Source organism: Italian clover phyllody phytoplasma str. MA1 (assembly GCF_000300695.1).
Classification (GTDB): Bacteria; Bacillota_I; Bacilli_A; order Acholeplasmatales; family Acholeplasmataceae; genus Phytoplasma.
This window is the reverse complement of record NZ_AKIM01000044.1, coordinates 1-9,227: the sequence shown is the minus strand read 5'-3', so window position 1 is coordinate 9,227 and position 9,227 is coordinate 1. Positions and strand designations below refer to the sequence as shown.

Below are 9,227 nucleotides of genomic sequence, written 5' to 3'. Positions count from 1 at the left end.
TATTACAAATTATCCGAAAGGAACTAATCATGTTTAATATTAAAAAAATTTAAAAAAGGTAAATTAAAAAGTTGACTTTTAATTTTAAAAGTTTATAATATAGACATAAATATAAACTTTTAAAAATATAAAAAAAGTAATTAAAAGTTGATATTTATAATATATTATATAAAAATTGTTTTTCGTAACAAATTCAATTAAAAGTATTGATTAATGGAGGATGAAGGATATTAACTTATTTCTAATTCTTTTAAAATTACGATATAGAAGAATGCTTGTTTAATTATATGTTTTATTCGTAAAATAAAAAATATAAATACCAAAAGAATGATATATCTGAAATAAAACAATAATTGAAGAAATATTTATCTATATATCATAATTAAAACTTGAATAAACATTGTAGTTCGTATTATGAATTAAACAATTTAAACAATAAATCAAAAATATTCAATATTGAAATGTTAAAATAAAACAAATTTTATTATTGATTTATTATTAAATATATATAATTATTTATAAATTTAAACGAAAATTTAAAAAGAGGTAATTTTTCTATGCAACAAAAAGAAAATGTTGTTTTTAGACAAATAAGAGAACAAGCCCTTGCAGCTAATCAAGTTAGAACTCTTGAAACTGCCACTAAAAAAGGCGTTGCTACCAAAACGATGATATTATTGTTAACGGTTTTGGTATCAGGTATATTGCATTTTTCTTTAATTTCCCTTATAGCTGCAGGCAATAAAAGTGTGAAGGCTAATTTATTATATTCTTCTATCGGCGTTGCTTCCATGTTAGGTTTTGTATCTATTATGGTTAGTATTTTTGCTGGCCAGATGAATCAAAAACCTTTCGCTATTATGTATGCCGTTTCTAAAGGTATATTGATTAGTGGTTTTTTTGGTTTGATATCAGTATTAACTGGCGCTTATAGTGCGATCGTTTCAATATTAGCTATTTCAGTTATTGGCACTTTGGTTGTTTTCTTAATTATGCATTTTTTATATTATCAAGGAATTTTAAAAGTTAATAATAAATTTAGAATATCTGTTTTAGTTAGTTCTATAGTTATTTTCGCTTTTTTAATGATTAACATGCTTGTAAGCTTCATTAGTGATCAAAACTATTTAAGCGATTATTGGCCTCAATTAGCTATTAGTGGAGTATTATTAGTTTTAGGTTCTGCTTTCTTAGCGATAGATTTTGATAATGCTGAACAAATCATGAAATTTGATATTTCTAAAAAATACGAATGGTCTTTAGCTTTCGCTTTCTTAACGACTTTAATATTAATTTTTGAACAAATAGCGAGAATTTTAATTCTTACAATGTTAGAAAAAAAGAATAATTCAATCATTTGAATTTCATACCCAAATAAGATTATAATTTCGTTTTGACAATTATTTCGTTGAATTAATAAGACCAATACGAGATAGAATCGAACATAAAAGAACTGGTTTCTTTTCTGTTCTATAATTTATAAAAGTCATTCCCAAACGATGTGATTAATAAGTTTTTAGGATAAATTAATAATCTTAATAACTTATTAATCACATCTTATTTTTTTACTTATAATCTTCATCAAATTTATTTATAGGGAAACAATCATATCAAAACTTTTTAATATTTTTTTTGCTAAAAAAATCAAAAATTTATGGTGTAAAGATGTTATTAGACAAAATTAAAAATTTACCTAATGAACCAGGATGTTATCTGTTTCAGAACGAAAAACAAGAAGTGATTTATGTAGGTAAAGCTAAAAATTTAAAAAACCGGGTGAAAAGTTATTTTACCGGCTCTCATAATAAAAAAACCGGTATTTTAGTTTTAGAAATTGTTGATTTTTCTTATATTTTAACTAATAATGAATTAGAAGCATTAATTTTAGAAGCTAATTTAATCAAAAGTTATTCGCCTAAATATAATTTTAAATTAATGGACGATAAAACTTATCCTTATATTGAAATTACTAACGAAAAACACCCTCGCTTGATTATATCTAGGTATAAAAATATTCCTCCAGGGAAAAGGTTATTTGGACCTTATCCTAATTCAGAAAGTTTAAAAGAAACAGTTAAGTTATTGCATAAAGTTTACCCTTTAAGAAGATGCCAACCTATCGGCAAAAAACCTTGTTTTTATTATCATATTAACCAATGTTTAGGGCCTTGCGCTCAAAAAGAAGTAGATTATCAATCTAACATTAATTTAATAGTTAAATTTTTAGAAGGCAATAATAAAGAAATTTTTAAACAAATAAAAAAGTCTATGGAAGAAGCTAGTTCTAAATTGGAATTTGAAAAAGCTATCGAATATAAGAATCTTTTGTTTAATTTAAATAAAATAGTGGAAAAACAATTTATCAATGATAATAAATTAAAAAGTTGCGACATCGTTGCTTTTTATTATAATGAAGATGATATATCTTTATATATTTTAAGAATGCATCGCGGCAATGTTTTTGATAACCATCAAATAGTGTTTAATTATGTAAGCGATGTGGTTGAAAATATAGTAACTTATTTATATTTATATTATCAAGAACAAATCATTCCCGAAGAAATTATTTTAGGCAAAGAAATGGCGTTGGATAAACCTAATATTCAAAACATTTTAAAAGCGAAAATTCGTATTGTTTCGAAAAAAAATCAAGGCGATTTATACGCTTTATCTTTAAAAAACGCTAAAGAAAATTTATTGAAATACAATTTAGTCCATAAATCTAAATTTGAAATTATGCAAGAATCATTAGATGAATTATCCCATATTTTTGGTAAAAAGATTGATTATATCGAAGCTTTTGATAATTCGCAATTATTCGGCCAATCTTTTGTGACTGCTATGATAGTGTTTAAAGAATTGAAATTTAATAAAAAATTTTATCGTAAATTTACGTTAGAAAAAGAATATCAAAACGAATATGACGCTTTTCATCATGTTTTAATTAGACATTATCAAAGGTTTTTACAAATGGGTGTGCAAATGCCGGATTTGATTTTAGCAGATGGTGGAAAAATTCAATTTAACGCTTGTAAACAAGCCCTAGATTACTTAAATTTAGATATTAAACTAGGAGCTTTGAAAAAAAATAATAAACATCAACTAACTGAATTACTTTTAGAAGATAAAACCATCGTTTTAGATAAAAATAGTAATTTATACCTTTTTTTATTAAGAATAAGTGATGAAGTACACCGTTTTACTCTTAATTTTCATCTTCAATTAAAAAAAAAGGAAGATAAAAATAGTTTGTTAACCGATATAAAAGGTTTAGGCGCGAAAAGGTATCAAACTTTATTAAAACATTTTAAAAATATTGAAGACATTCAAAACGCTTCTTGTCAAGATTTTCAAAAATTAAATATTCCTTGTAGTTTTTTAGAAAAAATAAAAAAGAAATATTCTTAAATTTGAAAAAATATTTTTCTCAAATAGAAAGGCTTTAAAACTATATTTATGTCTAATAATAATACAATCATTAAAATTAGAGGCGCCCGCGTGCATAACCTTAAAAATATTAATTTAGATATTCCTAAATTTAAATTTATTGTTATTACCGGTGTTTCTGGTTCAGGCAAATCATCTTTAGCTTTTGATACTTTATATCAAGAAGGTAAAAGAAGGTATATAGAATCTTTAAGTGTGTATTCTCGTCAATTTTTAGGTAATTTTGAAAAACCTGATGTGGATCAAATTGAAGGATTAAGTCCAGCTATTAGTATTGATCAAAAAACTATTTCTCACAATCCTCGTTCCACTGTTGGCACTATTACAGAAATTTATGATTATTTAAGAGTTATTTACGCTCATATTTCCGTCCCTTATAATCCTCATACTGATCAACCTATTCAAATTCAAACTACCGAACAAATTGTTCAACAGATTACACAATTGGAATTGGATAGTAAAATCGTGATAATGTCTCCTATAGTGCAACAAAAAAAAGGTAATCACCAAAAACTTTTTAAACGTTTAATTAAAGATGGTTTTAATAGAGTGATGGTAGATCAAAAAATCCTTTCTTTGGATGAAATCCCTCTTTTGAATCAAAACGAAAAACATGATATTAATGTTATTATTGATCGTTTAAAAATACAAGATAAGATAGAAAGTAGATTAAACGAATCTTTAGATTTATCTTTATCTTTAGTCAAAGAAAAAGTCTTTGTTTGGTTGAATGATCAAGAAATGTTAAAATTTCATCTTAATTATAGCAATGATGATCTTGATTTTACCATACCAGAAAGAAATATGAGTTTATTTTCTTTTAACTCTTCTTTAGGATCTTGTGAAACTTGTAAAGGTTTAGGGATTAGAAATAAATTTGACCAAAAACTTTTATTTGCTTTTAATAAGTCTCTGAATCAAGGTGGTTTCATTCTTTACCAACAACACCGAGATTTTTACAATAAAATGCAAGATTTAGAACAATTTTGTGCTTACCATCAAATTGATATGAATATTCCTTTAAACAATTTAGAACCTGAATTATTAGACATCTTATTGTACGGTAAAGCTGATCTTAACAATAACCAACACGAACAACCTGAAATGAAAATGGGCGTTATTACTATTTTAGAATATTATTATGATAAATTATCTCAAAACGAAAGCGTTATGAGTTGGTTTAAAAAGTTCCTGATTGAAGAAACTTGTTCTCGTTGTTTAGGAGCGAGAATTAATAAAGCTGCTTTAACTTTCAAAATTAATAATAAAAACATTTATGAATTGACGCAAATGTCGATTGAAGAATTAGCTCATTTTATCGATCATCTAGAATTATCACCAGAAGAAAAACAAATTACGGCTTTACCATTGGAAGAAATTTCTCAAAGATTATCTTTTTTGCAAGACATCGGTTTGAGTTATTTAACTTTAGAACGCAAAAGCAGTACTTTATCAGGTGGAGAATCACAAAGAATCCGTTTAGCTACTCAAATTGGTTCTAAATTATCAGGTGTTTTATATGTTTTAGACGAACCTTCCATTGGTTTGCATCAAAAAGATAATGATAATTTAATTGCTGCTTTGAAAAAAATGACCGCTTTAGGCAATACTCTTTTAGTGGTAGAACATGATAAAGATACGATGTTAGCCTCTGATTATTTAATCGATATTGGTCCTTTAGCGGGTCGTTATGGCGGAGAGGTAGTTGCTTTCGGCACTCCTTCTGAAGTGATGGCAAATCCAAACAGTTTAACGGGTCAATATTTGTCCAACCAAAAAGACATCGCTTATCCGCAACAAAGACGCACCATTAATCCTCAACAAGTGGTTCATGTGAAAAATGCTTCTGAAAATAATTTAAAAAAGATTAACGTTGTTTTTCCTTTAGGTGTTTTTAACGTTGTGACGGGCGTTTCGGGGTCCGGAAAATCCACTTTAGTGAATAACGTTTTATTGAAAAATTTAAAAAATAAAAAAAATCGTTTTTTCAAAGATGAAAACAATGTTAATATGGTAGATGATCAAGGATATATTCGTAGAATAGTGGAAATTTCTCAATCTCCTATTGGTAAAACTCCAAGGAGCAATCCGGCTACTTATACGGGTCTTTTTGATAAAATAAGAGAATTATACGCTCAAACCAATGAAGCCAAAACCAGAGGATATCAAAAAGGACGTTTTTCCTTTAATGTTAAAGGAGGACGTTGCGAACGTTGTTATGGCGATGGGATTAGAAGAATTTCAATGAATTTCTTACCTGATGTTTTTGTTACATGTGATGAATGTCATGGAAGTCGTTTCAGAAAAGACACTTTAACTATTAAATATAAAGGCAAACATATTGCTGATGTGTTAAATATGACAGTTGATGAAGCTTTAGTCTTTTTCGATAACCATAAAAGAATCAAAGAACATATCCAATTTTTAAAAGATGTTGGTTTAGGTTATTTGCAGTTAGGGCAAAATTCCACTACTCTTTCTGGAGGAGAAGCCCAAAGAATTAAACTGGCTAGTGAGTTATATAAACAAATTACTCCGGATACTTTATATATTTTAGATGAACCAACCACGGGCCTACATTTTGAAGACATTAAACAATTAATCCAAGTTCTACACCGTATTACAGATAAAAAAGCGACTTTAGTGGTGATTGAACATAATTTAGATGTCATTAAAAATGCTGATTATGTGATCGATTTAGGTCCTGGTGGAGGAGTTCATGGAGGACATATAGTGACTCAAGGAACACCAGAAGAAGTGAGCCAGAATGCTCAGAGTTATACGGGATATTATTTAAAGCAAATCTTAAAGATAAAATCATAGATAATAAAGGTAAAGGAAAATGACTTTTAAAATAAAAACTTTATATAAACCTAGCGGAGACCAACCTAAAGCTATCGAACAATTATTATCTAATTTAGATAAAGGTCATAAAGAGCAGATTGTGATTGGTGCCACAGGGACAGGCAAAACTTTTACTATATCTAATATTATCCATAAATTAAATAAAAAAACTTTGATTATAGTTCATAATAAAACCTTAGCTGGACAATTATTTAACGAATTAAAAACCATGTTTCCTGATAATAAAGTAGAATATTTTATTTCTTATTTTGATTATTATCAACCAGAAGCTTATGTAGTCCGTAATGATACTTATATTGAAAAAGATTCTTTAATTAATGATGAAATAGATAAAATGCGTCATAGCGCTATTAATTCTTTAATCAATCATGATGATGTAATCGTGGTTTCCTCTGTTTCTTGTATTTATGGTGTAGGTGATATTGAGAATTACAAAAAATCTATTCTTTATTTAGAAAAAGGGATGAAATATATTTTAAAAGAATTGGTTAATCAATTAGTCGGCTTGAATTACCAAAGAAATGATTACTCTTTTAAAAGAGGTACTTTTAGGTTGAGAGGAGATACGATAGATATCGTTCCTTCTTCTGATACCACACAAGGGGTAAGAATTATTTTTTGGGATGATGAAATTGAAGAAATTAAATTGTTTAACACTGTTGATGGTGTTATTTTAGCTAATTTAGAAGATATCACTATTTTTCCTGCTTCTCTTTATGCTACTGATAAAGAGAAATTAGAAGAATCTATTTTGCGCATTCAACAAGAATTAACTGAACAAATAATTTTTTTTAAAGATAAAAACCAACTAGTAGAAGCTCAAAAAATAGAAATGAAAACTAAATACGATTTAGAAATGTTGCAAGAATTGGGCTATTGCAATGGCATTGAAAATTATTCCAGACATTTATCTTTGAAAGCAGCAGGCGAAATGCCAACCACTTTGATTGATTATTTTGGGGATGATTTTTTAACTATTATTGATGAATCTCACGTGACCGTTTCTCAAATCAGAGGAATGTATGCAGGCGATTTTTCAAGAAAAAATAATTTAGTTCAATATGGCTTCCGTTTACCGAGCGCTTTAGATAACAGACCACTTAGATTTCCTGAATTTGAAAAAAAAATGGATAAAATAATTTATTTATCAGCTACTCCGGGCGATTATGAATTAAATAAAAATTTACCTATTGTGGAACAAATTATTCGTCCTACTTTTGTACTAGATCCTATTATTGAAGTTCGTCCTACTAAAAATCAAATTGAAAATTTATATTTTGAAATTAAACAAAGAGCGGAAAAGAATGAAAGAACTTTAGTGTCCACTATCACTATTAATATGAGCGAAGATTTAACTAGTTATTTAAAAGATTTAGGCATCAAAGTGGCTTATTTACATAGCGAAATTAAATCTTTAGAAAGATTAGTTATTTTAGAAGATTTAATGATCGGCACTTATGATTGTTTAATTGGAGTTAATTTATTAAGAGAAGGGTTGGATTTGCCATTAGTTTCGTTAGTGGCTATTTTAGACGCTGATAAACAAGGTTTTTTAAGAAATAAAAGAAGCCTTATTCAAACTATTGGCAGAGCGGCACGTAATATTAACGGTAAAGCCATTCTTTATGGTGATGTTATTACTGACGCTATGCAAGAAGCGATAGAAGAAACGCAACGTCGTAGAACTCTTCAAGAGAAATATAACCGTGTTCATAATGTTAAACCGACTCCTATTATCAAAACTATTGTAAAAAAAACTATTATGGACAAACAAAAAACTCAAAAAGAAGAAGCCTCTTTATTGTCTTTTAGCAAAAACCACAAAAATAAGCCAGATTTAAAACAACTACAAAAGTCAATGAAAGAAGCGGCTAAACAGTTAAATTTTGAACAAGCTGTTATTTATAGAGATTTAATCAAAAACATTAAAAAATCTTAATCTTTATAACGTAAAAAAAAGATCCTCTTAGGATCTTTTTTATTTGAAGCAATTATTTATTTTTGTTAGAGATATATTTAGTTTGGAAAGTTAAAATCTATATTTCTCTTTTTTAATTCTGCCAATAATTCTTCTTTATTGAGAAAATATTTTTTTTGGGTATAAATGTCTAAACCATAGGTATTAAAATTAGGTATTAAAATTCTTTTTCTTTGATGATTTTGACCGCTTTTTGATAAGCTTCTTTTTCAACTTGTTCTATATATTATTCTTTTTGTTGAGTTGATAAATATCTGAATGTTTTAAGATTCAAATCTTTAGCTGTGATATTTTCTTTAAATTTAGTATATTCATTAAAATATAATAATTCTAAAGATTTTGTCTCGCAGAGGTAAGATCACTAGGGTTCGCTTGGGATTTGATTTGATGATATTGTTTTTGCAAACATTATTCAGTTATTAAACGGCCATAATAAAAAGCCATTAATTCCTTTATTTTTTCAACTTTTTGTTTTGCGTTTTGAAGTTAATTCGCCCATTTTCTTTTGAATATAGTCGCACCCTCTCTTGTCCTGTTTCAAAAAAACAACTATTCTCCATAAGTCATAATATTTAGAGGATAAAGCGATTATCGCGCGTTCCGCTTCATGATGTTTGGAAGTAAATCTTTTCATAATAGGATTATGAACAATTTTTACTAACTCTTCAATAGAAAAAAGGTCAAACTTATCAACAATATGTTGGATATTTTTTAAAATATAATTACTAAAAAATCTCTTTTTAAACTGTTTTTAATCAAATTATCTTTTAATTTGTCAAAATATTCTTTATTATAAAAACCTTGTTGATTCGTTAATTGAGTCAATTTAATGCGATATTTTTCTAAAAGATCTAAACATTTACAAGAATTTAATAATAATCGATCTCACTAAGATTATATACTTTTGTTAATTGTATATTTACTATCTTATAATATA

Annotated in this window: 4 protein-coding genes; all 4 read left to right on the top strand. The window is 27.2% G+C overall.

Translation table 11 applies throughout. The features are described from left to right. Positions 1-557: 557 nt before the first annotated feature. The 4 genes from RI01_RS02095 (at position 558) to uvrB (ending at position 8,251) form a co-directional block, all read left to right on the top strand. A complete protein-coding gene (locus RI01_RS02095; RefSeq protein WP_017193015.1) occupies positions 558-1,361 on the top strand; it encodes a Bax inhibitor-1/YccA family membrane protein in 804 nt (267 codons plus the stop codon). Between the two features lie 304 nt (positions 1,362-1,665). Next, positions 1,666-3,408 carry an excinuclease ABC subunit UvrC gene (gene uvrC, locus RI01_RS02090; protein WP_017193014.1) on the top strand — a complete coding sequence of 581 codons (1,743 nt, stop codon included), beginning with the start codon at positions 1,666-1,668 and terminating at the stop codon, positions 3,406-3,408. A gap of 48 nt (positions 3,409-3,456) precedes the next feature. Beyond that, positions 3,457-6,270 carry an excinuclease ABC subunit UvrA gene (gene uvrA / locus RI01_RS02085; RefSeq protein WP_017193013.1) on the top strand — a complete coding sequence of 938 codons (2,814 nt, stop codon included), beginning with the start codon at positions 3,457-3,459 and terminating at the stop codon, positions 6,268-6,270. Between the two features lie 19 nt (positions 6,271-6,289). Then, on the top strand, positions 6,290-8,251 hold the full coding sequence (gene uvrB / locus RI01_RS02080) for an excinuclease ABC subunit UvrB (protein WP_017193012.1): 1,962 nt from the start codon (positions 6,290-6,292) through the stop codon (positions 8,249-8,251). Positions 8,252-9,227: the final 976 nt, after the last annotated feature.